The sequence below is a fragment of the Roseovarius sp. PS-C2 genome (assembly GCF_018862045.1).
Taxonomy (GTDB): Bacteria; Pseudomonadota; Alphaproteobacteria; order Rhodobacterales; family Rhodobacteraceae; genus Roseovarius.
Genome location: NZ_JAHKSQ010000003.1, coordinates 87,296 through 113,606, shown reverse-complemented (window position 1 = coordinate 113,606; position 26,311 = coordinate 87,296). Strand labels below are relative to the sequence as shown.

The window sequence follows — 26,311 nt, the reverse complement described above, 5'->3', positions numbered from 1 at the left end:
CCGACCATCCCCTGCAGGTCGCACGCAGCCCGATACTACGCCTCCTTCGGCAGGGGAAAGACCTGATCGTAGCTCCAGTTGAAGACGAAGGCGTAGACCAGGTAGAACGCCGCAAAGGTGATATCCATCAGCAACGCCTGCCAGAGCCCTATACCCAGATACCAGGCGATGAAGGGCAAGGTGACCACCAGGAGACCGGTCTCGAACAGCACGGCGTGCAGGACACGCACCGGCAGGGTCTTGTGGACCGTGCCCATCCACCGCATCATCAGCCGGTCGAACCCCAGATTGTAGATATAGTTCCATAGCGTCGCCAGTGTTGCGGCGGCGATGGCGACGACACCGACATCGTGCAGGTGAACGCCAAAGCCCGTCGCCGCAAGGGGCACGACCAACAGGATGCCGATGATTTCAAAGCTGAGTGCGTGACGGATACGATCGCCGGTGGTGCGCATGGTCTTTCCCCATCTGCTGTCCGGGTCGTCCCGGCATTTGTCCCGGATGGGGGAGGTCGTCCTCGCAGCGGTCATATAGGGGGTGGGCGCGGGCCTGTCCAGTGTCGGGTATCGGCCAAATGGCCGCCCCTTCGCCTGCAAACCCGGCGTTACCCTGTGGCCGCTTTCATCCGCGCCAGAACGGCCCGTGCCGCGCGCAACCCCGGCGCCTCGCCGCCCCGGCCCAGCCGGTCCATCGTCAGGTCCATCGCGGCAAGTTGCGGGTTGGGGTTGTCCATCACCCCGAGCATGGCCGGGGCGATCAGCTCGGGGCGGCAGGCCTTGCCGATGAATTCGGGGATCACGCGCGTTTCGGAGACGAGATTGACCAGCGTCAGCGTGTCCACCTTGAGCATCCGCGAAATGATGAACCGGCTCAGGGGTTTGAGGTCATAGGCGATGACCATCGGCGTGCGTGCCGCCGCCAGTTCCAGAGAAACCGTACCCGATGCCGCCAGTGCCCAGTCCGCCGCACCGAAGGCGGCGCGTTTTTCGGCCTTGTAGCTCTCGGCGTCCATCCCCTCCGGGCTGAGGATCAACGGCTTGACCGGCCAGTCGGCCACCATCCCGCGCACCAGCGGCGCGACCGTTTCGGTGGTGGGAAGAACCAGCGACAGGTCCGGTCTGGCGGCCAGAACCCGGCGAACGACATCCGAGAACCGGTCGCCCAGCCATGTCACCTCGCCCCGGCGCGAGCCGGGCAGCACCATCCAGAGCGGCCCGTCGAGCCCGTGGCGGGCCCTGAACCGCTCGATCTCCTCGGGGGTGGCCTGGGGTTCGCTCACCACCGGATGCCCGACGAAATCGCATTCCATCCCCGCCGCTTCCATATAGGGCGGCTCGAACGGCAGGAGCGCCAGGACATGGTCGATCACGCCCGCCATCTTCCGCGCCCGGCCCGCGCGCCACGCCCAGACCGAGGGCGCCACGTAATGAACGGTTCTTACGGCGCTTTTCGCTCTGACCAGCCGTGCCGCGCGCAGGCAGAAATCGGGGCTGTCGATGGTGATCAGAACATCCGGCTGCGCCTCCAGAACGGCCTCGGCGGTCTGGTGCAGGCGGCGTCTGAGATGCATGTATTTCGGCAGGATCTCGGCCAGCCCCATGACGCTCAACTCGTCCATGGGAAACAGGCTCTGCATCCCTTCGGCCTGCATCAGTGGCCCGCCGACCCCTTGAAATTCCACGTCTTCGAGGGATTTCAGCCCGGCCATCAGTGCCGCGCCCAGCCTGTCGCCCGAGGCCTCTCCGGCGATCAGGAACACTTTCATCACAGCACCCGTGCGGTCAGGAAAAGTCCCTCGTCTTCGACGGCCTGCAGGGTCTTGTCCCGCTCGACGATCATCACGCGGCCCGCCTCGATCACCAGACCGGCCAGACCGGCCCTGGCAACGGCGGCGATTGTCTGCGGCCCGATCACCGGCATGTCGATCCGCAGATCCTGCCCACGCTTGGCCGCCTTGACATATACGCCCTTGAAATCACGGCGCAATTTTTCAGGGGTCTGCGCCACGAACTGCAACAGGGCATCCGTGCCCTGAACGGTTTCGATCCCCAGACATTGCCCGCCGGCCACGACACATCCCTGCCCCACATCGAGCGGCGACAGCGCCATCAGGATATCCCAGGCCCGTGACACATCCTGCAAATCCGCCTCACCGGGTTCGGCCCCGACGGCCAGCCCCTCCTCCGCCGTCAGGCCCGGCACCAGCTCATGCGCGCCCATGACGGCAAAGCCCTGTTCCTCGAAAATCGCGATTACCTGACTGAGCAGCGCATCGTCGCCGCTCTGCATCGCCACCATCAGACGGGGCGCGAGCGACATCATCGTGGGATCGAAGGCCGTGGGGTCGAGCGGCGGGCGCGCGAGCGATCCGGCAAAGACAACCCGATCGACGCCCTGATCCTTCAGGTTCGCGAACAAATCGCCCATCTTCTCGAAGCGATGGTCCTGAACGTCGCCCTCCAGATCGTTGGGGACACCGGCAAAGCCGATACGGATGGCCTCCGGATGGGCCTCGGCGATGCGCACGGGCAACCCCCCGCTACAGGCCAGTATGGCCAGTTTTCCCGCCACGGCTCAGACCGCCCCCGGAGTCAGGAAGGACCGGTCGCTTGCGCCTGTCACGAAATCCACGATCTGGCGGACATAGTCGCTTTCGGTTTCCGCACCCAGGCGGCGCGCGCGTTCCTGAAACGCGCCTTCGCCCTGCGCCAGCATCTGAAAGGCCGCGCGCAGCGCGGTGATGTCGGCACGCGGCACACCGCGCCGTTTCAGCCCGACAAGGTTCAGCCCGTGCAGTTCACCGCGCGGGGCCTGCACCAGACCGTGGGGAATGACATCGTTGGTCACCATCGTGACCGCGCCAATGATCGCGCCCTGCCCGATCCGCACCCATTGATGCACCCCGGACAAGCCGCCGACGATCACATCGTCCTCGATCACGCAATGACCGGCCAGAGCGGCGTTGTTGACGATGATCACACGGTTGCCGATCCGCACATCATGGGCCACGTGACAGCCCGCCATGAACAGCCCGTCATCGCCCACGCGGGTTTCGCCCCCGCCCCCGGCGGTGCCGGTGTTCATGGTCACGTGTTCGCGGATGCGGTTGCGCGCCCCGATCACGAGGCGGGTCTTCTCGCCCTTGAATTTCAGGTCCTGCGGCACCTCGCCGATACAGGCGAAGGGAAAGATCACGGTCTCGTCGCCGATCTCGGTGTCGCCCGTTACCACGACATGCGATTTGAGCACCACACCATCGCCAAGCCGCACCTCGGGGCCGACATGGCAGAACGGGCCGACATGACAGCCCTGCCCCAGTTGCGCGCCGGGTTCGACGATGGCGCCCGGATGAATGAACGTCTCTGACGACTGCGACATGCGGATCACTCCTTGGGCAGGTCCATCATCGCGGTGAATTCGGCCTCGGCGGCCATTTCACCCTCGACCTCGGCCACACCGGCGAATTTCCAGACCTTGCCGCCGGGCTTGCCCCGCAGCGTTTCGAGTTTCATTTCAAGAACGTCGCCCGGCACCACCATGCGGCGGAATTTGCATTTGTCGATCGACATGAAATAAACCAGCATGTCGCGGTCTTCCATGCCGAGCGCCGTGCCGACCATGACCGCCGCGGTCTGCGCCATCGCCTCGACAATGGTCACGCCCGGCATGATCGGCTTACCCGGAAAATGGCCCTGGAAATGCGGCTCGTTCATGGTGACATTCTTGATGCCCCGCGCCTGCTGAAAGCCGTCGATATCCACCACCTTGTCCACCAGAAGGAACGGATAGCGATGGGGGATGATCCGCTGGATCAGGTGAATATCCGCGGATTTGAACGGCTCGGTCATGCTGTTGTCCTTCACTGTGCTCGCCTGAGCTTTCCCTAGCAACTCGCCCCCGGATGGGCAAGCGCGGCGCTAATCGTCTGCGGGGGCCTGTTCTGCCGGGGACTCCTGCGCAGGCGGGTCTTCCTCCGGGGTCTGATCGGGCGTATCCGGCACGGGCGTGGCGTCCTTTGGTGGCGCATCGCCCGGCATTGCATCCCCGATCCGCTCGTCGATGCGGGTGATCGCCAGATCGGTGATATCTATGGCGCCCGCGCGCAGCAGAACATTCCGGCTGTCCATGACCACGGCGGCCCCGGCCTCGCGCATGATCTGAACCAGAACCGGTTCGATCAGGCGCATGAACTGCACCGTCGCCTGGGAACTGTTCCGTTCGAGATCGCGGGCGCGGCGTTCGCTTTCGCTGCGGATTTCCTGCACTTTGGAATCGAAAGTATCGGCCAGCTTGCGAAACTCTTCGGGGCTGGTTTGGGCGCGCAGATCGGTCAGCGCTTTTTCTTCGGCTTCGAGCTGGGCTTCGAGTTCGCGATTCCGGGCGATCAGGGCCTCGCGCTCGGCGCGCAGCGTCGATGTCATCCTGAGACCGAGCTGCGTTTCGGCGAACAGGCGGTCGGGGTCGATCACCAGAATATCGCTTTCGATCACGCCCATGTCCTGCGCCACGGCGCCGGGCACGGCAGCGCAGAGCAGGCTCAGCGCCACCACCACCCGCCGGACGACCGCAAGACCAAAGCGGGTCATTCCCGACCTCAGAAGTCGGTGCGCACGGTCAGGTCGAAGGACTGGTCGATATCGCCCGGCTCTTTCTTGAGCGCCTTGGACCAGTTGAAGCGCAACGGACCGAAAGGCGATTCCCAGAACAACGACAGCCCGACCACGTGACGCGGCTTGAAGCTTGTGGATTGCACGGGGAAGATCGCGTTGGTGGTATCGACCCCCCAGATGCCCCCGACATCGTAGAACGCGCCGCCCGAGATACCGTATTCATCCGGCAGGCCGAGCGGGAACTCGGCTTCGAACTTGGCCACCGCGTAGTAATCGCCCCCCAGATGTTCAAGGCCCTCGATCGGCCCTATGCCGTTGGGCTCGAAGCCGCGCATGACCTGACTGGAATAGCGTTCGACCGCGCGGCTGCTCTGACCGTTGAAGAACTCGAGCGCGCCGCCTTCGACGGTTGCCCGCAACGTGACCTCTTCGTTCAGGACCATCGTCTGGGCGATGATCCGGGCCGTGGTTTCCAGATACTCGCGATCTCCGCCGAGGCCCGAATACCGCTGACCGAAGGACAGCAACACACCCGAATTCGGATCGAGTCCGTTGCGGCGCGTATCGTAGGTGTAGTTATACCCGATCCCGCTGGTCCATTGCTCGCCCATGTTCGTTTCGGCGCGCAGGATACCCGAACGCCCGTAATAGTTGCTGATGTCCTGATAGCCTGCCTGATAGTACAGGCTCAGACGGCCGTTTTCGCTGACCGGGAAGGTCAGGCTGGGCCGGAAGACGCCATCGACCGTGTCGAATTCGCTGAAATCGCTTTCGGTTTCCGTCAGGGCGAAATCGAGGCCGAACTCGACATCGCGCCCGAGGAAAGCCGGTTCGACGAAGCCGAAATTGTAGTTCAGGTTGTTTCCAGATGCGGCGATGGCCGCGGTGAGTTTCTGCCCGCGCCCGAGGAAGTTGCGTTCGCTGAACCCGACGGAAATCCCCATACCCGAGTTGGTCGAGTAGCTGGCGCCGAAGGTCAGCGAGCCGGTGGTTTTCTCTTCGACATTGACATCGACCACAACCTGATCGGGACGCGAGCCCTCGCGTGCGTTCACGTCGGTGTCGGAAAAATAGTTCAGCGCCCGGATACGTTCGGCGGCCTCGCGAATCTGGCGTGGGTTGAACGGATCGCCTTCGGCCATGTCGAACTGACGGCGGATGACCCTGTCCAGCGTCGTGGTGTTGCCTTCGATGTCGATGCGTTCGACGAAAATGCGCTCGCCGCGCACCAGAGCGAATTCGACATCCAGCGTCAGATCGCGGTCATTGCGGGTGATCCGGGGCTCCACCCGCAGAAAATCCACCCCGTTCCTGATGGCGAGACGTTCCATGCGGGCGATCGAATCCTCGACCAGGGTCGGCGAATAGGTCTTGCCCTGCTTGATCTTGAGAACGTCGTGATACACCTCGGCGTCCGCTTCGGGGATTTCGCTGACGGTGGTGATCTCACCGAACTTGAACTGCTGGCCTTCCTGAATGTTGAAGGTCACGAAATAACCGTCGCGTTCGCGCGCCAGTTCGGCATTGGTGCCAGTCACGCGGAAATCCACATAGCCGCGCGAATTGTAGAAATCGGTCAGCACCTGCTTGTCGAACTGAATCCGGTCTTCGACGAAGGTGTCCTTTTCGATCAGGGCGCGCAACAGGCCGGCCTGCTTGCTTTCGATCACGCGGCGCAGGCGGCGATCGGAATAGGCGCGGTTCCCGACGAAACCGATGCGCTGAACCTCGATCTTGCGGCCCTCGAAAATCTCGAACACCAGATCGACGCGGTTGTCGCTGCGGCGGATGACCTTGGGCGTCACGCGGGCCGAGACGCGCCCGTTCTGCGCATAGGCTTCGGTGATCGTGGCGGCGTCGCGTTCGGCCTTGGTGGGGCTGAACACCTGACGCGACTGGCTTTCGATGAAGCCTGCCAGATCCTCGTCCTTGATCTTGCGGTTGCCTTCGAAGGCGATGCGGTTGATCGTCGGGAATTCGGTGACCTGAATCACGAGGCGGCTGCCCTGCGGCACGATCTCGACGGTTTCGAACAGGCCGGTGGCCAGAATGCGCTGATAGGCCTCGTTCAGATCCCCCGCCGAAACGGTCTCGCCGCGGGCGATCCCGGCATAGGTCAGGATCGTGCCGGATTCGACACGCTGATTGCCCTCGATCGTGACGGAACTGAACCGGTAATTCTGAGCGTCGGACGGACCCGGAACGGCGAAGGCCGCAGCCGTCAAAGCTGCGAATCCGATGCTTCGCAGTGCGGGCGCCAAATGCTGTCGCTGTGTCAGGTAGCGGCTGCGCCGGTGCTGCTTATATGCCATGTGATTAAATCCAGTCCAACATCCCTCTTGTCCGATGTCAGTAGCTGGAATGAGGCATGTTGTCAAAACGCGAAGCGCAAGATTTTTGAACTCGGCGCGGCCATGCCACACTGGCCGCTCTCATGCCGGAAACGCTCAGAACGAGCCGAAGAAAGACCCCACGAATCCGCCCGCCAGCAGGCCGAGCGCAATGGTGCCGATATACATGATGCGATCCCAGTTGAGATCGAAAAGCAGGCTCATGCCCCGGTATCCGCTGACAATGTGTTGCATTGGTCCTGTCCAGTCGCTTCGAGTGAACAGAACACTGACGATTCAATGTGGCGGCAAGCCGGACCAAAAATTGGCAAAAATGCGGCAGTCCGGTACGCCGGGCTTCTTCGTCAGGGGCAGAAGATATCGTTGAACAGCGCGAACAGCATCAGCCCCAGAACCAGCGTCAGGCCGATGGTCATCATCAGCCGCAGCGCCGTGTCGCTGGGCGGTTTGCCTGCAACCGCCTCGTAGGCGTAGAAGGCCAGATGCCCGCCATCCAGCACCGGGATGGGAAACAGGTTCAGGAAACCCACGGCGGCGGACAGCACCGCGATGAACCAGATGAAGCTTTCCGCGCCCTGGCTGGCCATCGCGCCCGAAACCTCGGCGATGCCGATGGGGCCGGACATGTTGCAGCTGCTGATCGCGCCCGTCACCATGTGATAGAGCCCCGAAACCGAGCCCTCGACGATGCGCCAGACCTGCACCGCGCCCCCGGCCACGGCCTGCACCGGGCCAAGCGCCTCGGTGGCCGGCTCGAACGCCAGACCGCCGGCGATTCCGATGCGCCATGTGGTGCGGAACCCGCCTTCTGAGCGCGGCTCGTCCACCCGCCGGGGAGCGAGCACGAAATCCAGCGTTTCGCCATCGCGCCAGACTTTCAGTTCCAGGGCGCGCCCGTCCGAGGCCTCGACCACCTCCTTGAGCTCGGAAAACGCCGCGATGGGCGCGCCATCGACCGCGGTAATCACATCGCCCGGCTGCATGCTGATGTCATAGGCGGCGGATTGCGGGGCCAGTTGCGCCACCAGCGGCGGCATCGGATAGGGCCCCTGCACCTGCATCTGTTGCCCGTCGCGCTCTACCTGATAGCTCAGAACCGGGCGGATCGGCAATTCGTCGATCAGGTCGCTGAAGGTCTTGTCCTCGTCCGCGCCGGGCACGTCGAGCCCTTCGATCTGCAACAGGCGGTCCCCGGCCTGCAAGGTCAGGTTCTCGCCGGGCAGCGGGCGCAACTCGCCCACGGCCAGCGGATCGGCCACCTTGCCCTGCGTCATCATCACGGCGGCGAAAATCAGGATCGACAGGACGAAATTGAACACCGGCCCCGCCGCAACGGTGGCCGTGCGCGCCCAGAGCGGCGCCCCGTGCATGGTCTGACGGCGAATCTCGGGGGGCATTTCGGCCACGGCCTCGTCGCTCTTGGCGCTGGCGGCGTTGGCGTCGCCCAGAAACTTGACGAATCCGCCGAAGGGCAGCGCAGCTATCTGCCAGCGGGTGCCGTGCCTGTCCATCCGCGACCACAGGACCGGCCCGAATCCGAGCGAAAACACCTCGGCCTTGATCCCTGACCAGCGGCCGACGATGTAATGGCCGTATTCATGCACGGCCACGATCACCGAAAGGGCGACGACAAAGGCGAGGATGGTCATGAAAAATCCGCCAAACTGCGGCAGAAGGGCTGCAATATCCACTCGATTATCCTGTTTTCTTGCACTGTTCCTGCACCACGGCGTCAGCGCACCTGCGTGACAGATGGTCAAGCCGTGTCACGCTATCAAGGGTGATCCCGGCATCAATAAGGCCATTTTCGGCGGAAAGCCGGGCCAGAACCTCTTGGACGACATCGCTCATGTCCAGGAAACCGATACGTCCCGCGATGAAATGATCCAGCGCGCGTTCCTTGGCGGCGTTGAACACCGCGCCGCTGAGGCCGCGCATCGCCATCACCTCGCGCGCCAGCCCGAGCGCCGGGTAGCGCGCGGGATCGGGGGCGCGGAAAGTCAACTGTCCGATGGCCGCCAGGTCCAGCGCATCCACCGGCAGCGGGCGGCGCTCGGGCCAGTTCAGCGCATAGCCGATGGCATGGCGCATGTCATGCGGTCCGACATGGGCCATCAGCGCCCCGTCGCAAAACCCCACCAGCGCATGCACGAGGGATTCGGGATGCACCAGCACCTCGATCTGCGCCGGGTCCAGCCCGAAGAATTCCCGCGCCTCGATCACTTCGAGCGCCTTGTTGAACATCGACGCGCTGTCGATGGTGATCCGCTGGCCCATGTTCCAGTTGGGATGGGTCGAGGCCTCTTCGAGACTAGCCTTCGCCAGCGCCTCGAGCGGCCAGTCGCGGAAAGCCCCGCCGCTGGCGGTGATGACAACCCGGCGCACCGCGCCGATGTCTTCGCCGGTCAGCGCCTGGAAGATCGCCGAATGCTCGCTGTCCACCGGCAGGATTCGCGCCCCGTGCCGGGTGGCCGTCTCCATGACCAGCGGCCCGGCGGCGACCAGTGTTTCCTTGTTGGCCAGCGCCAGCGTCGCGCCCTGTTCCAGCGCCGCAAGCCCCGGCGGCAGGCCTGCCGCACCGACGATGGCGGACATCACCCAATCCGCCGGGCGCGCGCCCGCCTCGGCCACGGCGCGGGCGCCGGCGGCGGCCTTGACGGCGCTGCCGCTCAGTGCGGCGCGCAGATCGTCCAGCAGCTCGTCATGCGCGGTGACGGCGATTTCGGCGCCGAACTCCACGGCGTCGCGCGCCAGTTGCGCGATGTTGCGCCCCCCGGTCAGGGCGACCACCTGATACGCGTCGCGATCCCTGCGGATCAGGTCCAGCGTGTTCTGCCCGATCGACCCCGTCGCGCCCAGAATGGTGATGCGTTTCATGCCAGCCCCGGCAACAGCTTCAGCGCCCAGATGGCCATGATCGCCGGCCCCGCGCCCAGCATGGCGTCGAACCTGTCCAGCACGCCGCCATGACCGGGAATCAGGGTCGAGCTGTCCTTGACCCCGACCCGCCGCTTGACCGCGCTTTCGGCGATGTCACCCATCTGCCCGGCAAATCCCACCAGCATCGAGACCGGCACCAGCAGCCACCCCGCCCCCGTGGGCAGGGCAAAGATCAACCCGATCACCGCCGCCCCGATCCAGCCCGCCGCAGTGCCCGACCATGTTTTCTTGGGACTGACGCGCGGCCAGAATTTCGGCCCGCCCAACATGCGCCCGGCGAAATACCCCGCCACGTCCGAAACCACGACGACCAGCACCAGCCACAGCACCCAGACCAGCCCGGCATCGCTGCGCAGCACGGCGATCATGTAGCATCCCAGCAGGACCCAAAGCACGCACACCGCATACAGCACCTTGTCGCGTGCCGCCTGCCCTGCCCCGACGAAGGCCACGGCCACCAGCAGCGGCACCACGATCACGCCCGGCAGGCTCAGCGCCCCGGCCAGCGCCCCCGCGCCGAGGATCGGCAGGCTGGCGCGGCCCGGCACGTCGAACATGCCGGTGCATTCCCAGATCATCAGCCCCGCCAGCAGGCACACGGCAATCGTGAAAATCCAGCCCCCCGCCCAAACGGCGGCGGCCCCGGCCACGGCCATCGCCACGCCCGACAGGACGCGCGGCGCCAGATCGTGCCATTGCGCCGGTGCACTCATCCGTTCACCGCCCCGAAGCGCCGGTCGCGCGCCCCGTAGCCGCGCAGCACATCGGTGAATATCTCGCGGGTGAAATCCGGCCACAGCGTGTCGATGAATTCGTATTCCGAATAGGCCGACTGCCACAGCAGAAAGTTCGAAATCCGCGCCTCGCCGCTGGTGCGGATCACCAGATCGGGATCGGGCAAAACGCGGGTGTCCAGGTATTTCGGCAAGGTTTCCTGATCGACCTCCGCCGGGTCCAGCCGCCCGTCGGCCACATCCTGCGCCAGCCGTCTCGTGGCGCGGGCCACCTCGTCGCGCCCGCCGTAATTCAGGGCGATGGTCAGGTTCAGCCCGGTGCAGACGCTGGTCATCTGCTCGGTTTCGTCCATCAGGGCCTGAAGGGACTTGTCCAGCCGCTGGCGGTCGCCGATGAAGCGCACGCGCACGTCTTCCTTCACGAACTCCTGCATTTCCTTGAGAATATAGCGCCGGAACAGCGCCATCAGCCCGGCCACCTCGGTCTGGGTGCGTTTCCAGTTCTCGGTCGAGAAGGCGAAGATCGTCAGGTAATCGACCCCGAGATCGGGGCAGGAGCTGACAATCTCGCGCACCCGCCGCGCCCCGGCATGATGCCCGAACAGGCGGGGACGTCCGCGGGCCTGTGCCCAACGTCCGTTGCCGTCCATGATGATCGCAACATGGCGCGGACCGCCAGTCAGGGGGGTGTTCCGGGCCATTTGGCGCCTCGCTTGTCTCAGACCTGCATGATCTCGGCCTGCTTGGCCTCCAGTGCCTCGTCGACGTGACCGATGAAGGTGTTGGTCAGATCCTGCACCTCGGTTTCCCAGAACTTCTGGTCGTCTTCCGACATGCCGTCGGCCTTGGCCTTCTTGATCTGGTCCATCCCGTCGCGGCGCACGTTGCGCACGGCCACGCGGGCGTGTTCGGCATATTGCGCGGCGACCTTGGTCAGTTCCTTGCGGCGTTCCTCGTTCAGTTCGGGGATCGGCAGCATGATGATCGTGCCGTTCAGCTGCGGGTTGATGCCGAGGCCGCTTTCGCGGATCGCCTTTTCCACCTTGCCCACAAGGCCCTTGTCCCAGACATTGATCGTCACCATGCGCGGTTCGGGGACGTTCACGGTGCCGACCTGGTTGACCGGGGTCGGCTGGCCATAGGCATCCACCATGACGGGTTCCAGCATGCTGGCCGAGGCCCGGCCCGTCCGCAACGAGGAAAACTCGCTGCGCAGCGCGGTCATCGCGCCTTCCATGCGCCGTTGCAGATCGTCGGTATCGAGGATGAATTCATCAGCCATAGTCGTCTTCCTTCTCGCGGGTCTCGCGTGTGTTATGCCTGTTTAGCCTCAGCCATGGACCTTTGTATAGGTGCCCTCTCCGGCCAGAATACCCTTGAACCCGCCCGGTTCGTCCAGACTGAAGACGATGATCGGCAGGTTGTTGTCGCGCGCAAGCGCGATGGCGCTGGCGTCCATCACGTTCAGATGCTGGGCCAGAACCTCATCATAGGTCACGCTGTCATAGCGTTTGGCATCGTCGAACTTCATCGGGTCCTTGTCATAGACGCCGTCCACCTTGGTGCCCTTGAAGATCGCTTCGCAGGCCATTTCATTGGCGCGCAGAGTGGCCGCCGTATCGGTGGTGAAATAGGGGTTGCCGGTGCCCGCCGCAAAGATGCAGACGCGCTTTTTCTCAAGATGGCGCACCGCGCGGCGGCGGATATAGGGCTCGGCGACCTCGTCCATGCGGATGGCGCTGATCACGCGGGTGAACACGCCCAGCTTTTCCAGAGCGCTCTGCATGGCCAGCGCGTTCATCACCGTGGCCAGCATGCCCATGTAGTCGGCAGTCGTGCGCTCCATCCCCTGCGCGCTGCCCGCCAGCCCGCGAAACACGTTGCCGCCGCCGATGACCATGCAGATTTCGACGCCCATGTCGTGAACCGACTTGACCTCGCGCGCGATCCGCTCGACCGTCGGCGGATGCAATCCATAGCCCTGATCCCCCATTAACGCCTCACCCGAAATCTTCAGCATGACGCGATTGAACGTGGTTTTTGGGGAATCCGTATCGGACATGGGCAAATCCTTGTGAGCCGCTTCGCAATCGCGCGCAAAATGTAGGAAAACCCCGCAAGGTTCAATCTCAGAAACGGTTCGCCGCCGTTATTCGTTCCCGCCCCCCCTCGCATGCGGCGCGGTTTTCGCCTATCTGACAGGGCGATGACCACCCTGCCCGACATACCCCCCGACAGGCCCGTCCTGATCGCCGGCCCCACGGCCAGCGGTAAATCCGCCCTTGCGCTGCGCATCGCGGCGCAATCGGGGGGCGTGATCGTCAATGGCGACGCGATTCAGGTGTTCGACAACTGGCGTATCCTCACGGCCCGCCCCTCGCCCGAGGACGAAGCCCAGGCCGCCCATGCGCTATACGGGCATGTTGCGGGGGATGCCGAATATTCCGTCGGGCACTGGCTGCGCGATGTCGCACCGCTTTTGCAGGGCGGCGCGCGCCCCATCATCGTCGGCGGGACGGGGCTGTATTTTTCGGCCCTGACCGAAGGGCTGGCCGATATTCCCGCAACCCCCGAGACCGTGCGCGCCGACGCCAACGAGCGCATGGCGCAGGAAGGGATCGAGGCGCTTCTGGCAGAGATCGACGCGGCGACACGCGCCCGGATCGACACGCGAAACCCGATGCGTGTGCAACGCGCGTGGGAGGTGTTGCAAACCACCGGGCGCGGGTTGGCGGACTGGCAGGACCATACGCCGCCGCCGCTGCTGCCCTTGTCGGAGTGCACCGCGCTGGTCGTCGAGGCCGACAAGGACTGGCTGAATGCCCGGATCGCCCGCCGGTTCGACCGGATGCTGGATCAGGGCGCGCTGGAGGAAGCGCGCGCCAACCTGCCCGGCTGGACCCCGTCGCTTCTGTCGGCCAAGGCCATCGGCGCGCCGGAACTGATCGCCCACCTGCGGGGAGAGATGACTCTCGATCAGGCGCGCGAGGCCGCCACTATCGCGACGCGCCAGTTCGCCAAGCGGCAGCGCACATGGTTTCGCTCGCGCATGCGGACCTGGCAGGCCATCGACGCCGTCATATTGTAGGTTTTTCAATCTTTCCCCCTGACTTTCGGGCATTCCTGACGTTACGCTTGTCAAAACAGCGCAATTTCGGGCCATACCATGCCATCATCCTACCCGCGCCTTTCCACCCTGGCCCAATGGTCGTCCGCCGGGCCGTGGCAGGCCGAGCTTCCCCATAGCTGCCCGCATCACGCGCTGATCTGGATCACGCGCGGTCAGGGGCGGGCCCTGATCGGCGGGGTGCGCCGTGGCGTCGGGGTTCATAACGCGCTGGTCATTCCGGCGGGCACGCTGTTTGCGCTGGATGTGGGGCGGCAAGGCTTCGGTCTGGTTTGCGAGATTCCCCCCGGAGGCGCGGCCCTGATGCCAGACGAGCCGCAGCACCTGCGCCTGCGCGATGTGCAGGCCCAGGCGGAACTGACCGCGATCCTCGACGCGATGCAGCGCGAACAGAACACCGCCCGCCCGTTCCTTGACGAGGCGATGAACGCCCATGCCGCGCTTTTGTCGGTCTGGCTGCGGCGCACGATGATCGACCACACCGATGACCGCCCCGCCCGCCCCACGGCGGCGCAGCGTCTGGTCACCGCCTATGCCGCGCTGATCGAACGCGATTACAGGACCGGCAAGCCGATGGCCGATTATGCCCGTGCCCTCGGCGTGACGCCAACCCACCTGACCCGCACCTGCCAGGGCTGCGCCGGGCTCGGCGCCTCCAAACTGCTGACGCAGCGCAGCCTTCACGAGGCGCGCGTCCTGCTGGAAACCGGGGACCAGCCGTTCAAGCAGATCGCCGCCATGCTGGGATTTCGCAGCGCCGCCTATTTTTCCCGCTTCGTGCAGCATCATACCGGGCTGACGCCCACCGCCCTGCGCCGCAAGGCACAGACCCAGCCAGCGGCGCCTCAACCGGGCGTTGCGCCGCGCGCGGGCATTGCCCCCGCCCCTTCGCGCCGTATGGGTTGATCTTGAAACGGGGCGCATGTGTAATGCGTTGGACGAATGCCCCGTCGACCAACCGAAAGCGCCGCGCATGTCCAGATTTGTTCTCCGTCCTGATCGCTTGCACCCCGCGGCCCCCGGCCTTGCGCGCGACCTGGCGGCAGGACGGATGGACCGGCGCGAATTCCTGAGCCGCGCGACCTCGCTGGGCCTCACCGCCGCCACCGCCTGCACCCTCGCCGGCCTGCCCGCACTGGCCCGCGCCGATCCGGAGATCAGGCAGGGCGGCACCCTGCGCATCCAGCAGAACGTCAAATCCCTGAAAGACCCCCGCACCTATGACTGGAGCGAGATGGGCAACCTGACCCGCGGTTTTCTGGAATACCTTGTCGAATACAACCGCGACGGCAGTTTTCGCGGCATGCTTCTGGAAAGGTGGGAGGTCAACGAGGACGCCACCGCCTATCGCCTGCACCTGCGCGGCGGCGTGACATGGAACAACGGCGATCCCTTCACCGCCCATGACGTGGCCCGCAACATCGCGCGCTGGTGCGACACCGCCCTGTCCGGCAACTCCATGGCCACGCGTTTCGCCGGGCTGATCGACCCGGACACCGGGCAGGCCCGTGACGGCGCGGTGCAGGTGACGGGCGAGCTGACGGTGGAACTGACCCTCGACCGCCCGGATATCGCGCTGATCGCCAACCTTGCCGATTACCCCGCCGCCATCACCCATGACAGCTATGACGGCGGCGATCCGTTCGCGCATGGTATCGGCACAGGGCCGTTCCGCCCGGTCAGCCTGATCCCCGGCGAGCGCTGCATTCTGGAACGCCACCCTGAGCATGACTGGTGGGGAACCGCCGTCTATGGGGGGCCATACCTCGACCGGGTGGAATTCATCGACTTCGGCACCGACCCGTCGAACTGGATCGCCGCCGCCCGCGCCGACGAGGTCGATATGCTGTACGAAACCGTCGGCGATTTTCTGGATGTCATGGACGGTATCGGCTGGACCCGCACCGAAACCGACAGTTCGGCCACGGTGGTGATCCGCACCCATCAGCAGACCGAAACCGAAGATGGCCGCCGCCCCTATGAAACCGCCGCCGTGCGCCGCGCGCTTGCAATGGCGGTGGACAACGGGATCTGCCTTGAACTCGGCTATGCCGGGCGCGGGCTGGTTGCCGCCAACCACCATGTCTGCCCGATTCACCCCGCCTATGCCGATATCGGCCCGCCCGCCTATGACCCGGCCACCGCCCGCGCCGAGATGGTCAAGGCCGGGCTGCACGATTATGAACACGAGCTTGTCACGCTCGATGACGAATGGCAGCGCAACACCGGCGATGCGGTGGCCGTGCAACTGCGCGATGCCGGTATCCCCGTGCGCCGGACCATCCTGCCCGGCACGCTTTTCTGGTCCGACTGGCAGAGCTTTCCCTTTTCCCTCACCCAATGGAACCACCGCCCGCTGGCGGTGCAGGCGCTCAGCCTCGCCTATCGCTCGGACGGGGCATGGAACGAAACCGGCTTTGCGAATCCCCGTTTCGATGAATTGCTGGATCAGGCGATGGCGCTGTCGGATGCCGACACCCGCCGCCCGGTGATGGCGCAGATCGAAACCCTGCTGCGTGACGAGGGGGTCATCATCCAGCCCTACTGGCGCACGCTCTACAATCACCACAACGGAACGCTGGTGAATGCCCGGCGGCACCCGTCAGACGAAATTCATCTCTACAAGATCGGATTCGCGGCCTGATCGCCGCGCCTCGCGCCTCAGCTGCCCCAGATGATCCGCACGTAGTTGCGCGTTTCCTTGTAGGGCGGCACGCCACCGTATTTCTCGACCGCCGCAGGCCCGGCATTATACGCCGCCAGCGCCAGACGCCACGAGCGGAACGCGCGGTATTGTTCGGCCAGATACCGCGCCCCGCCTTCGAGGTTCTCATAGGGATCGTGCGGGTTCACCCGCAGCACCCGCGCCGTGCCCGGCATCAGCTGCGCCAGCCCGATCGCCCCCTTGTGCGAGCGCGCCCCGGCGTTCCAGCCCGATTCCTGCTGCACGAGGCGCAGGAACAAATCCTCGGGCACGCCATGACGGCGCGCGGCATCCTTGGCCATTTGCAGATACCGGCCACGGTATTTGCCGTTATAGGACTTGGTCGAGACGGTGCCCCACTTGGTCGGCGTGTTCACCTTCTGCGGCTGCAAGCGGACCGAATTATTGTATTGCTGCTTGGCGCGGGTATCCAGTACCTTGACTTGCGAACTGAACAGGTTGCTCCGGCTCTTGGTTGAAAGAACGTCCGCCCCGGCCGTCACCGGCACCAACAGAGCGCACACCGCCACCGCTGTCGTCAAAGTCTTCATACTGTCCCCCGGATCATCTAATCCGCCAATCCGGGCGCAATATATCCAAATCAGACAGAATTTCCAGTTCCAAGACGGCACAAAACCCGCACCGCGCAGGAAGGTGCTGAATTTTCCGTGCATTTTAGGCTTTTCTTCATGAACGTGCGATGGTGTAACCCGGAAAGCAAAAAACACGACGATATCTGCAAGGAGGTCCGCGATGGCCGGTTCAGTCAACAAGGTAATTCTCATCGGCAACCTGGGTCGCGACCCCGAGGTGCGGACATTCCAGAACGGCGGCAAGGTGTGCAACCTGCGCATTGCCACCTCGGAGAACTGGAAAGACCGCAACACCGGCGAACGCCGCGAACGCACCGAATGGCACAGCGTGGCCATTTTCTCGGAAGGGCTGGTGCGGGTGTGCGAACAATACCTGCGCAAGGGTTCCAAGGTCTATCTCGAAGGCAAGCTGCAAACCCGCAAATGGCAGGACCAGTCGGGGCAGGATCGTTACTCGACCGAAGTCGTGTTGCAGGGTTTTGATGCAACGCTCGTGATGCTGGATGGCCGTGGCGAAGGTGGCGGCGGCGGTGGTTACGGCGGCAGCCAGGGTGGTGGCGGCTATGGCGGTGGCGACTATGGCGGCGGGGATTACGGCAGCAGCAGCGGACCGTCCGGCGGCCCCTCGGGCGGCCCGTCGCGCGACATCGACGACGAAATCCCGTTCTGATCGACTCTCCCCCTCTCAGGGATCGGCGGCCACCCCTCGGGTGGCCGTTTTCAGTTCAGAACCAGCCAGTCCAGCAATGTCAGCCCCAGCCCCACCGGCACGGACAACACCACCGCCAGCAGGAAGGCCGCCAGCACCGTGGGCCGCGCCGGGGGCGCATCGACACCCAGAACCGGTTTTTCCTTTGCTCTCATCCCTCCATTAACTCCGCATTAGGTTGTCATCCGGTTAATGCGGGCATGGAGATTGCCGCCCTGTCCCCGGATGTTCCGCCCCTGGCCGCATGTGCCCTGCAACAGCACCCGCTTTACGGCGCGGCGCTGTCGGCGCTGGGGGGCGCTGCGCGGCGGCTCGCAATGCGCCGGGATGGGCGTGACATCGGACAGGTGCAGATCGTCCGCCGCCGCATTGGCCCGATCTGCATCGACTGGCTGCCGCGTGGCCCCGTCTGGCAGGCCGACACCGGCACCGGGGCGCGTATCGAGGCGCTGCGCCACCTGCACGCGTCGCAACCGGGCCGCGCCCTGTGGCTGGCCAGCCCCGACAGCCCGCAAGACGCCGCCCTGTTTCGCCCCTTGGGCTACCGCGCGCTGATGACGCCGCAATTCGTGGCCGACCTGGACCTTTCGCCGACGCTATCCGCCCGTCTGGCCGCGCAACACGGCAAATGGCGCAACCGGCTGCGCCGCGCGCAGGCCAGCGGCCTGACGGTCCACGCCCGCCCCTTCGATCCGGCCCGCGACGACGACTTGATCAGACAGGAACTCGCGCAGCGCCGCACCCGCGGCTATGCCGCCCTGCCCCCGGCCTTTACCCATGCCTGGGCCGCAACCGCCCCGCAGGCCACCCGCCTCTATCTTGCACGGAACAAGGGGCAGACCGTGGCCTTCATGCTGATGCTGCTGCATCCGCCCGCCGCCACCTATCACATCGGCTGGAGCGGCGCGCAGGGCCGCGCCCTCTCGGCCCATCACCTGATCCTGTGGCACGCCGCCAACGATCTGGCCGGGCGCGGCTTTGCCCGGCTGGACCTCGGCCATGTGGACACGCATGGCTCTCCCGGCCTTGCCCGGTTCAAGATCGGCGCGGGCGCGCATATCCGTCCGCTCGGCCCCGCAATGATCCGCCTGCGCCCCTGAAAAACACGCCGCTTTGCCTCTGGTATTTCTTCGCCCCCCGGTATAGGCGGCACGCAGGAAACACGAGGACCCTCCGCATATGGACCTGCGCAACATCGCGATCATCGCTCACGTCGACCACGGCAAGACCACGCTTGTGGACGAGCTTCTCAAGCAATCGGGCGCTTTCCGCGCCAATCAGGCCGTGGATGAGCGCGCCATGGACTCCAACGATCTGGAGCGCGAACGCGGGATCACCATCCTCGCCAAGGCCACCAGCGTCGAATGGAAAGGCACCCGCATCAACATCGTCGACACCCCCGGCCACGCCGATTTCGGCGGCGAGGTCGAGCGTATCCTGTCGATGGTCGATGGCGTGGTCCTGCTGGTCGATGCCGCTGAAGGCCCGATGCCGCAGACCAAATTCGTCACCTCCAAGGCGCTGGCGCTGGGCCTGCGCCCGATCGTGGTGCTGAACAAGGTCGACAAACCCGATGCCGAGCCCGACCGCGCGCTGGACGAATGTTTCGACCTCTTCGCCAGCCTCGACGCCAATGACGACCAGCTCGATTTCCCGCATATGTACGCCTCGGGCCGCTCGGGCTGGGCCGATCACGAGCTGGACGGCCCGCGCAAGGATCTCTCGGCGCTGTTCGATCTGATCGTCAACCACGTCCCCGCCCCGCGTCAGCAGGCCCGGCTCGACGACGATTTCCGCATGCTGGCCACCACGCTCAGCGCCGACCCCTTCGTGGGCCGTATCCTGACCGGCCGCGTCGAAACCGGGCGGCTCAAGGTGGGCCAGACGGTGCAGGCGATCTCGCGCATCGGCCAGAAAATCGAACAGTTCCGCGTCACCAAGATCCGCGCCTTCCGCGGCCTCTCGCAGCAGGACATCGACGAGGCCGAAGCCGGCGATATCGTCAGCCTTGCAGGCATGCAGAAGGCCACCGTGGCCGACACGATCTGCGCGCTGGCGGTCGAAGAACCGCTCGAAGCCCAACCCATCGACCCGCCGACCATCTCGGTCACCTTCGGGATCAACGACAGCCCGCTGGCGGGCCGCGACGGCAAGAAGGTGCAAAGCCGCGTCATCCGCGACCGCCTGATGAAAGAGGCCGAATCCAACGTCGCCATCCGCATCACCGACACACCGGGCGGCGAGGCGTTCGAGGTGGCGGGCCGCGGCGAATTGCAGATGGGCGTGCTGATCGAAAACATGCGCCGCGAAGGGTTCGAACTGTCCATTTCCCGCCCCCGCGTGCTGATGCGTGAGGATGAAAACGGCCAGAGGCTGGAGCCCATCGAAGAGGTCACCATCGACGTCGATGACGACTATTCCGGCGCGGTCATCGAAAAGATCACCGGTGCGCGCAAGGGCGAACTGGTCGAAATGCGCCCCGCCGGGGCGGGCAAGACCCGCATCATCGCGCATGTGCCCTCGCGCGGGCTGATCGGCTATCAGGGCGAATTCCTGACCGACACGCGCGGCACCGGCGTCCTGAACCGCGTCTTTCACGGCTGGGCCTCGCACAAGGGCCCCATTCCGGGCCGCCGCGCGGGCGTCCTGATTTCCATGGAAGACGGTGAATCGGTGGCCTACGCCCTGTGGAACCTCGAAGATCGCGGCCGCATGTTCATCGGCGCGCAGGAAAAGGTCTATCAGGGCATGATCATCGGCGAACACAGCCGGGAAAACGATCTCGAGGTGAACCCGCTCAAGGGCAAGAAGCTGACCAACGTGCGCGCCTCGGGCACCGACGAGGCCGTGCGCCTGACCACGCCCATCACCATGAGTCTCGAAGAGGCCATCGCCTATATCGACGACGACGAACTGGTCGAGGTCACGCCGAACGCCATCCGCCTGCGCAAGCGCCACCTCGACCCGCACGAACGCAAACGCGCCGCCAAGGCGGGCTAAGCACGCAAACCAAACCGTTCCACGGGCGAGCGCCTGCCCGTGGGATGGCGCAGCACCGCCAGGGCACCGCGATTTATCGTGCCAAATACATCCGCGTTGTGTTTTATGCGCTGTCCATGCCAAAGCTCCAGCCCGCCGGAACGGGCAGGCGCTCGCCCGGCGCCTTCGGCGCTATTCGGGCGAATGCGGCACCCGACCCGTGCTTTCGACAGCTTACTCGCTGGTTTCGACGATCAGCAATTCGCGTTCGGCCGCGCCGCGCGCATGGCTCATCGCTTCCTGATATTCGGGGCTGTGATAGCAGGCCTCGGCGGCCTCGACGCTGGGAAATTTCGCCACCACGTTGCGCGGGCGGTCCTTGCCCTCAAGCTGCACATAGCGCCCGCCACGGGCGATGAACGCGCCGCCATGCTTGGCAATCGCGGGTCCGGCCAGCTTGGCGTATTTGCCATAGGCCTCTTCATCGGTGACGCTGACATGGGCGATCCACAAGGCGGGCATGGTCAAACTCCTTCGACGACGACAATGTCGCGCTGCGAACTGCGCAGGGCGATGGGTAAAATCTCCTGATATTCCGGCGAATTATACCAGTCCAGCGCCATTTGCTTTGTCGGGAATTCGATCAGAACATGCCGCTCCGGCCCCTCGCCTTCGACAAAGGACTGCGCCCCACCCTTGACCAGAAACCGCCCCCCGGCTTTTTCGGCCAGCGCCACGGTCTGACTGGCATAGGTCTGATAATCCTCGGGGTCGGTCACGGTGATCCGCGCGATGATATAGGCCACCATGTCCTTTCTCCTTATCCTGCCAGCAGGGCTTCGGCTGCGGCAATCGCGGCCTCGGCATTGGCGGTATCCTTACCGCCACCCTGCGCCATGTCCGGGCGGCCACCGCCGCCCTTGCCGCCCAGTTCGGCAACCGCCGCCTTGACCAGATCCACCGCCGAAATCCGGTCGGTCAAATCCTGCGTCACCCCGGCGGCCACGGCGGCCTTGCCGCCCGTATCCGCAATCAGAAGTACAGCGCCGGAGTCCAGCCGCGCCTTGTGTTCGTCGATCAGCGCGGGCAGGTCCTTGCCCGACACGCCCTGCAACACCTGCGCCATGAACCTGACGCCACCGACCTCTTTCGCCTGCCGGCCTTCGCCCTGCCCGGCCCCGCCGGCCATAGCCAGCTCGCGGCGCAACTGCGCCACTTCGTTGCTCAGCGCCTTGCGCTCGTCCAGCAGCGCCTTGACCCGGTCCACCAACTCCTCGGGGCGGGTTTTCAACTCCCCGGCCAGCGCATCCACCCGTTGCGCCTGCGCGCTCAGATAGGCCATCGCGGCCTGTCCGGTCAGCGCCTCGATCCGGCGCACGCCCGCGCTCGACGCCTGGTCGGCGGTCACGACAAAGCTGCCGATATCGCCGGTCTGCTTCACATGCGTGCCGCCGCACAGTTCCAGCGAATAGGTTCGCCCGTCCAGCCCCTTGCCCGAACCGGCCTGCTTGCCCATCGACACGACACGCACCTCGTCGCCGTACTTCTCGCCGAACAGCGCCTGCGCGCCCAGTTCGCGCGCATCGTCGGGCGTCATGATCCGGGTCTCGACCGGTTCGTTCTGGCGGATATAGCTGTTCACGTCTTGCTCGACCTGCGCCAGTTCCGCCGCGCTCAGCGCCTTGGCATGGCTGAAATCGAAGCGCAAACGGTCCGGCGCGTTCAGGCTGCCGCGCTGCGCCACGTGATCGCCAAGCGTTTCGCGCAGCGCCTCGTGCAAGAGGTGCGTGGCCGAGTGGTTCGCGCGAATGGCGCTGCGGCGGGCGTGATCCACCTCGAGCTGTGCCGCGTCACCGCTGACGATTTCGCCCTCAGTCACTTCGCCGATATGGATGAAGACCCCGGCCACCTTTTTCGTGTCCGACACGCGCGCCGCGCCGGTTTCGGTTTTCAGAAGGCCCGTATCGCCCACCTGGCCGCCGGATTCCGCATAAAACGGCGTCTGGTTCAGGACGATCTGCACCTCCTGCCCCTTGGCGGCCTTGTCCACCGCCTTGCCCGATTGCACCAGCGCGGCAATCTGCCCTTCGGCGACTTCGGTATCGTAGCCCAGGAAATCCGTGGTGCCCTTGTGCTCGGCAATGTCGAACCAGATCGAGGCATCCGCCGTCTCGCCCGAGCCCGACCACGCCGCGCGCGCCTTGGCCTTCTGCTCGGCCATGGCGGCATCGAAGCCCGCCACATCCACGCTGCGCCCCTGTTCACGCAGCGCATCCTGCGTCAGGTCCAGCGGGAAGCCGTATGTGTCATACAGTTTGAACGCCGTTTCTCCTGGCAGCGGCGCACCGTCGGGCAGTTTGTCCAGCGCATCGTCCAGCAGGCGCAAACCGCGCTCCAGCGTCTGGCGGAACCGGGTTTCCTCCAGCTTCAGCGTTTCCTCGATCAATGCCTGCGCGCGGCCCAGTTCGGGATAGGCCTGCCCCATCTGCGTCACCAGCGCGGGCACCAGCCGGTACATCACCGGCTCCTGAGCGCCCAACAGATGCGCATGGCGCATCGCCCGGCGCATGATCCGGCGCAGCACATAGCCCCGCCCCTCGTTAGAGGGCATCACCCCGTCCGCGATCAGGAACGAGGTTGAACGCAGATGATCCGCGATCACCCGGTGATGTACGTTGCCCGGCCCGTCCGGATCGCTGTTGGTCAGATGCGCGCTGGCCTCGATCAGAGCGCGCAGCAGGTCGGTGTCGTAATTGTCGTGCTTACCCTGCAACAGCGCCCCGATCCGCTCCAGCCCCATGCCGGTGTCGATCGACTGCATGTCGAGCGCGCGCATGCTGCCGTCCTCGAACCGCTCGTTCTGCATGAAAACGAGGTTCCAGATTTCGATGAACCGGTCGCCATCCTCTTCCGCGCTGCCTGGAGGGCCACCCCAGATCGACGGGCCGTGGTCATAGAAAATCTCGGTGCAGGGGCCGCAGGGGCCGGTTGCGCCCATCGACCAGAAATTGTCGTCGCTGTCGATGCGGATGATCCGGTCATCGCTCAGCCCGGCATATTTCTTCCAGATATCCGCCGCCTCGTCATCGGTGTGATAGACGGTGACCAGCAGCTTGTCCTTGTTCAGGCCGAAATCCTTGGTCAGCAGATCCCACGCATAGGGAATCGCCTGTTCCTTGAAATAATCGCCAAAGCTGAAATTCCCCAGCATCTCGAAAAACGTGTGGTGGCGCGCGGTATAGCCCACATTGTCCAGGTCGTTGTGCTTGCCGCCGGCGCGCACGCATTTCTGGCTGGTGGTGGCGCGGGTATAGTCGCGATGCTCGACCCCGGTGAACAGGTTCTTGAACTGAACCATCCCCGAATTGGTGAACATCAGCGTCGGGTCGTTGCGCGGCACCAGCGGGCTGCTGTCCACGATCTGGTGGTCGTTCTTGTCGAAGAAATTCAGAAAGGTGGATCGAATGTCGTTCAGCGTGGGCATCTGGGTCTCTTTTCAGGGCGTTGTGGCCTTGTGCCGTGCCGGTTTATCCGCGCCGCCTTCCCGTGTCCACCGCAAGAAAAAACCCGGACCGTCATAGTCCGGGTTTCCCTGTCTCGTCACAAAACCGCGCGATCACGCTTCGAGGATATCCCCGTCCTCTCCGCCCGCGTCCTCGGGCATGTCGAATTCCAGCCCGTGCGCGGCGCGAATCTTGTCCTCGATATCCAGCGCGATGCGCGGGTTTTCCTTGAGGAAGGTCTTGGCGTTTTCGCGCCCCTGCCCGATCCGCTCGTCGCCATAGCTGAACCAGCTGCCGGACTTGTCGACCACACCGGCCTTGACCCCGAGATCCAGCAATTCGCCGGTCTTGGAAATCCCCTCGCCATACATGATGTCGAATTCGACCTGCTTGAAGGGCGGCGCCACCTTGTTCTTCACCACTTTCACGCGGGTCTGGTTGCCGACCACCTCGTCACGGTCCTTGATCGACCCGATACGGCGAATGTCCATCCGAACCGAGCTGTAGAACTTCAGCGCATTGCCGCCCGTGGTGGTTTCGGGGCTGCCGAACATCACGCCGATCTTCATGCGGATCTGGTTGATGAAGATCACCGTGCATTTGCTGCGGCTGATCGAGCCGGTCAGCTTGCGCATGGCCTGGCTCATCAGGCGGGCCTGCACGCCGACATTGCTGTCGCCCATGTCGCCCTCGAGTTCGGATTTCGGGGTCAGCGCGGCCACCGAATCGACCACGATCATGCTGACCGCCCCCGAACGCACCAGCGTATCCACGATCTCCAGCGACTGCTCGCCGGTGTCGGGCTGCGAAATCAGCAACTCGTCCAGGTCGACGCCCAGTTTCCTGGCATAGATCGGGTCGAGCGCGTGTTCGGCATCCACAAAGGCGCAGACGCCGCCCTTTTTCTGTTCCTCCGCAACGCAATGCAGGGTCAGCGTCGTTTTCCCCGAGCTTTCGGGGCCGTAGATTTCGACGATGCGCCCCTTGGGCAACCCGCCGATCCCGAGCGCGATATCCAGCCCCAGAGAGCCGGTCGAGGTCGCCTCGATATCCTGTATCGGGTTGTCGCCGCCCAGCTTCATGATCGACCCTTTGCCGAACTGCCGTTCGATCTGCGCAAGGGCGCTGTCCAGCGCCTTTTGCTTGTCCGCGTTCTTCTTGCTGTCCATTGTCAAAAGATCTGCCGTTGCCATTGTTCTGATCCCTTATTTCACACCCGGTTTCGGGCGGCAATCGCTGCGTTCGTTCACCTCTTGTTCTCATTCGTATGAAGACAAAAAGAGAACATTTCAAGAAAATTCTTTCCAACGCCACTTTTGCCCGTATGGATTAACAAGTAGTTTACGCCCACCGGATCACCGGCGGACAGCAACGCAACGAGGGTCGAAATGTTAGTGTTTTCAAAGGCAAAGCTGGTTTTGCTTTCCGTGCCCAAGACCGGGACCACCGCCTATCAGGCGGCGCTTGCGCCGCATGCCGCGATGGTGATCAGCGATCCGCCCGAGTTGAAACACGCGCCGGTGTTCCGCTACAACCGCTTCTTTCGCCCCGCGCTCGAAAAATTCATCGGCACGCCGCTCGATGTTGTGGCCGTCATGCGCGAGCCCGAGGACTGGCTGGGAAGCTGGTTCCGCTATCGCCGCCGCCCCTTCATGAAGGGGCAGCGCAATTCGACCCACGGGATCGGGTTCGACGACTTCGTCGAAGCCTATACGCGCGGCGACAAACCCTCCTTCGCCAATGTCGGATCGCAGGCCAAGTTCCTGGAGCCGCAGAAAAACGGCACCGCCGTCACGCACCTGTTCCGCTACGAGGATCAGGAGGGGCTGCGCGCCTTCCTGCAGGGCCGGCTCGAGATCGGATTCGACACCGCGCAGGAAAACGCCTCGCCGGCCCTGACGCTGGACCTGTCGGAGGCCACGCGCGCCAAACTGCACCGCAAATGCGCCAACGAATTCACCCTGTGGAACGGAATCGGCCAGAACGGTCGCTATCGCCCCCTGCCCGTCGCCTGAGCCATACCCGAGAAGCGGCAGCCGGATTCGGCATCGCGCCTCCCGT

26 protein-coding genes are annotated in these 26,311 nt (G+C 64.6%); 7 read left to right on the top strand and 19 right to left on the bottom strand.

Annotated features, from left to right (window positions below; all coding sequences use genetic code 11):
• Positions 1 to 35: 35 nt before the first annotated feature.
• The 13 genes from KPG71_RS06530 to pyrH form a co-directional block, all read right to left on the bottom strand.
• Positions 36 to 455: a PACE efflux transporter gene (locus KPG71_RS06530; RefSeq protein ID WP_216337314.1), complete on the bottom strand. Its 420-nt coding sequence runs from the start codon at positions 453 to 455 to the stop codon at positions 36 to 38.
• A gap of 149 nt (positions 456 to 604) precedes the next feature.
• Positions 605 to 1,765, bottom strand: coding sequence for a lipid-A-disaccharide synthase (lpxB, locus tag KPG71_RS06525; protein ID WP_216337313.1), 1,161 nt, complete (start codon positions 1,763 to 1,765; stop codon positions 605 to 607).
• Positions 1,765 to 2,571 (bottom strand): UDP-2,3-diacylglucosamine diphosphatase LpxI, encoded by an 807-nt coding sequence (locus tag KPG71_RS06520; RefSeq protein ID WP_216337312.1) that lies wholly within the window; start codon positions 2,569 to 2,571, stop codon positions 1,765 to 1,767. The genes lpxB and KPG71_RS06520 overlap by 1 nt, the downstream gene beginning before the upstream one ends.
• Positions 2,572 to 2,574: 3 nt before the next feature.
• The gene (lpxA, locus tag KPG71_RS06515) at positions 2,575 to 3,378 is read right to left on the bottom strand and encodes an acyl-ACP--UDP-N-acetylglucosamine O-acyltransferase (protein ID WP_216337311.1); all 804 of its coding nucleotides are present in this window, start codon (positions 3,376 to 3,378) and stop codon (positions 2,575 to 2,577) included.
• Between the two features lie 5 nt (positions 3,379 to 3,383).
• On the bottom strand, positions 3,384 to 3,848 hold the full coding sequence (gene fabZ / locus KPG71_RS06510; protein ID WP_216337310.1) for a 3-hydroxyacyl-ACP dehydratase FabZ: 465 nt from the start codon (positions 3,846 to 3,848) through the stop codon (positions 3,384 to 3,386).
• A gap of 69 nt (positions 3,849 to 3,917) precedes the next feature.
• On the bottom strand, positions 3,918 to 4,586 hold the full coding sequence (locus KPG71_RS06505) for an OmpH family outer membrane protein (RefSeq protein WP_216337309.1): 669 nt from the start codon (positions 4,584 to 4,586) through the stop codon (positions 3,918 to 3,920).
• Positions 4,587 to 4,594: 8 nt separating this feature from the next.
• Positions 4,595 to 6,922, bottom strand: a complete 2,328-nt coding sequence (bamA, locus tag KPG71_RS06500) for an outer membrane protein assembly factor BamA (protein WP_216337308.1) — start codon at positions 6,920 to 6,922, stop codon at positions 4,595 to 4,597.
• A gap of 383 nt (positions 6,923 to 7,305) precedes the next feature.
• Positions 7,306 to 8,652 carry an RIP metalloprotease RseP gene (gene rseP / locus KPG71_RS06495; RefSeq protein WP_216337307.1) on the bottom strand — a complete coding sequence of 449 codons (1,347 nt, stop codon included), beginning with the start codon at positions 8,650 to 8,652 and terminating at the stop codon, positions 7,306 to 7,308.
• Positions 8,653 to 8,656: 4 nt separating this feature from the next.
• Complete coding sequence (gene dxr, locus KPG71_RS06490; RefSeq protein ID WP_216337306.1) at positions 8,657 to 9,838, bottom strand: 1-deoxy-D-xylulose-5-phosphate reductoisomerase; 1,182 nt, start codon at positions 9,836 to 9,838, stop codon at positions 8,657 to 8,659.
• Positions 9,835 to 10,614, bottom strand: a complete 780-nt coding sequence (locus KPG71_RS06485) for a phosphatidate cytidylyltransferase (RefSeq protein WP_216337305.1) — start codon at positions 10,612 to 10,614, stop codon at positions 9,835 to 9,837. Before KPG71_RS06485 ends, dxr begins: the two co-directional genes overlap by 4 nt.
• Complete coding sequence (locus KPG71_RS06480) at positions 10,611 to 11,336, bottom strand: isoprenyl transferase (protein ID WP_216337304.1); 726 nt, start codon at positions 11,334 to 11,336, stop codon at positions 10,611 to 10,613. Before KPG71_RS06480 ends, KPG71_RS06485 begins: the two co-directional genes overlap by 4 nt.
• A gap of 17 nt (positions 11,337 to 11,353) precedes the next feature.
• Entirely contained in the window at positions 11,354 to 11,917 is a 564-nt protein-coding gene (gene frr / locus KPG71_RS06475) for a ribosome recycling factor (RefSeq protein WP_073031763.1), read from the bottom strand.
• 48 nt (positions 11,918 to 11,965) lie between these two features.
• The gene (pyrH, locus tag KPG71_RS06470; RefSeq protein ID WP_216337303.1) at positions 11,966 to 12,697 is read right to left on the bottom strand and encodes a UMP kinase; all 732 of its coding nucleotides are present in this window, start codon (positions 12,695 to 12,697) and stop codon (positions 11,966 to 11,968) included.
• 144 nt (positions 12,698 to 12,841) lie between these two features.
• Here pyrH and miaA point away from each other — a divergent pair, with 144 nt between their 5' ends.
• From miaA to KPG71_RS06455, 3 genes are all read left to right on the top strand, one after another.
• Positions 12,842 to 13,723: a tRNA (adenosine(37)-N6)-dimethylallyltransferase MiaA gene (gene miaA, locus KPG71_RS06465; protein ID WP_216337302.1), complete on the top strand. Its 882-nt coding sequence runs from the start codon at positions 12,842 to 12,844 to the stop codon at positions 13,721 to 13,723.
• Positions 13,724 to 13,801: 78 nt separating this feature from the next.
• Entirely contained in the window at positions 13,802 to 14,668 is an 867-nt protein-coding gene (locus tag KPG71_RS06460) for an AraC family transcriptional regulator (RefSeq protein WP_216337301.1), read from the top strand.
• Positions 14,669 to 14,735: 67 nt separating this feature from the next.
• Positions 14,736 to 16,406 (top strand): ABC transporter substrate-binding protein, encoded by a 1,671-nt coding sequence (locus tag KPG71_RS06455; protein WP_216337300.1) that lies wholly within the window; start codon positions 14,736 to 14,738, stop codon positions 16,404 to 16,406.
• A gap of 17 nt (positions 16,407 to 16,423) precedes the next feature.
• On the opposite strand, the gene KPG71_RS06450 is transcribed toward KPG71_RS06455, so the two are convergent.
• Positions 16,424 to 17,017, bottom strand: a complete 594-nt coding sequence (locus tag KPG71_RS06450; protein ID WP_216337299.1) for a lytic transglycosylase domain-containing protein — start codon at positions 17,015 to 17,017, stop codon at positions 16,424 to 16,426.
• Between the two features lie 202 nt (positions 17,018 to 17,219).
• On the opposite strand from KPG71_RS06450, the gene KPG71_RS06445 reads away from it, so the two are divergent.
• Positions 17,220 to 17,729 carry a single-stranded DNA-binding protein gene (locus KPG71_RS06445; RefSeq protein ID WP_216337298.1) on the top strand — a complete coding sequence of 170 codons (510 nt, stop codon included), beginning with the start codon at positions 17,220 to 17,222 and terminating at the stop codon, positions 17,727 to 17,729.
• A 50-nt stretch (positions 17,730 to 17,779) separates the two neighbouring features.
• Here the strand turns inward: KPG71_RS06445 and KPG71_RS06440 are convergent, their stop codons facing one another.
• On the bottom strand, positions 17,780 to 17,923 hold the full coding sequence (locus KPG71_RS06440; RefSeq protein WP_216337297.1) for a hypothetical protein: 144 nt from the start codon (positions 17,921 to 17,923) through the stop codon (positions 17,780 to 17,782).
• Positions 17,924 to 17,968: 45 nt separating this feature from the next.
• Here KPG71_RS06440 and KPG71_RS06435 point away from each other — a divergent pair, with 45 nt between their 5' ends.
• Both KPG71_RS06435 and typA read left to right on the top strand, forming a co-directional pair.
• Positions 17,969 to 18,868 carry a GNAT family N-acetyltransferase gene (locus KPG71_RS06435; RefSeq protein ID WP_216337296.1) on the top strand — a complete coding sequence of 300 codons (900 nt, stop codon included), beginning with the start codon at positions 17,969 to 17,971 and terminating at the stop codon, positions 18,866 to 18,868.
• A gap of 79 nt (positions 18,869 to 18,947) precedes the next feature.
• Complete coding sequence (typA, locus tag KPG71_RS06430) at positions 18,948 to 20,768, top strand: translational GTPase TypA (RefSeq protein ID WP_216337295.1); 1,821 nt, start codon at positions 18,948 to 18,950, stop codon at positions 20,766 to 20,768.
• A 213-nt stretch (positions 20,769 to 20,981) separates the two neighbouring features.
• Here the strand turns inward: typA and KPG71_RS06425 are convergent, their stop codons facing one another.
• The 4 genes from KPG71_RS06425 to recA form a co-directional block, all read right to left on the bottom strand.
• Positions 20,982 to 21,269, bottom strand: coding sequence for a DUF1330 domain-containing protein (locus KPG71_RS06425; RefSeq protein ID WP_216337294.1), 288 nt, complete (start codon positions 21,267 to 21,269; stop codon positions 20,982 to 20,984).
• A 2-nt stretch (positions 21,270 to 21,271) separates the two neighbouring features.
• Positions 21,272 to 21,556, bottom strand: coding sequence for a DUF1330 domain-containing protein (locus KPG71_RS06420; RefSeq protein WP_216337293.1), 285 nt, complete (start codon positions 21,554 to 21,556; stop codon positions 21,272 to 21,274).
• 11 nt (positions 21,557 to 21,567) lie between these two features.
• A complete protein-coding gene (gene alaS / locus KPG71_RS06415) occupies positions 21,568 to 24,231 on the bottom strand; it encodes an alanine--tRNA ligase (protein WP_216337292.1) in 2,664 nt (887 codons plus the stop codon).
• Between the two features lie 132 nt (positions 24,232 to 24,363).
• Positions 24,364 to 25,443, bottom strand: a complete 1,080-nt coding sequence (recA, locus tag KPG71_RS06410; protein ID WP_216337291.1) for a recombinase RecA — start codon at positions 25,441 to 25,443, stop codon at positions 24,364 to 24,366.
• 195 nt (positions 25,444 to 25,638) lie between these two features.
• Between recA and KPG71_RS06405 the strand changes: the two genes are divergently transcribed.
• Positions 25,639 to 26,265 carry a gamma-glutamyl kinase gene (locus KPG71_RS06405; RefSeq protein WP_216337290.1) on the top strand — a complete coding sequence of 209 codons (627 nt, stop codon included), beginning with the start codon at positions 25,639 to 25,641 and terminating at the stop codon, positions 26,263 to 26,265.
• The last annotated feature ends 46 nt before the right edge of the window (positions 26,266 to 26,311 follow it).